This window comes from Streptomyces exfoliatus (genome assembly GCF_000725545.1).
In the GTDB taxonomy this organism is placed as follows: domain Bacteria; phylum Actinomycetota; class Actinomycetes; order Streptomycetales; family Streptomycetaceae; genus Streptomyces; species Streptomyces exfoliatus.
In genome coordinates, this window is the sequence record NZ_JNZP01000127.1 from 1 (window position 1) to 214 (window position 214).

The window sequence follows — 214 nt, forward strand, 5'->3', positions numbered from 1 at the left end:
CCGGGGCACCCGGACCGCTTCCATCACGGCGGTGAACCGGGTGCAGTCGTTGGTGTTGCCGCCCGTGACGACGAAGGCGAGCGGACGGCCCCGGCCGTCGCAGGCGAGGTGAATTTTGCTGGTCAGACCGCCTCTGGACCGGCCGATGGCCGGGTCGCGGAGCCCCCTTTTCGAGCCCCCGCCGCATGCTGGTGGGCCCGGACGACCGTGGAAT

At 71.5% G+C, this 214-nt stretch carries 1 pseudogene; it reads right to left on the reverse strand.

Features of this window, described 5'->3' with window-relative positions:
* A pseudogene (locus tag IO20_RS39415) lies at nt 1-214 on the reverse strand (transposase); the annotation flags it as partial.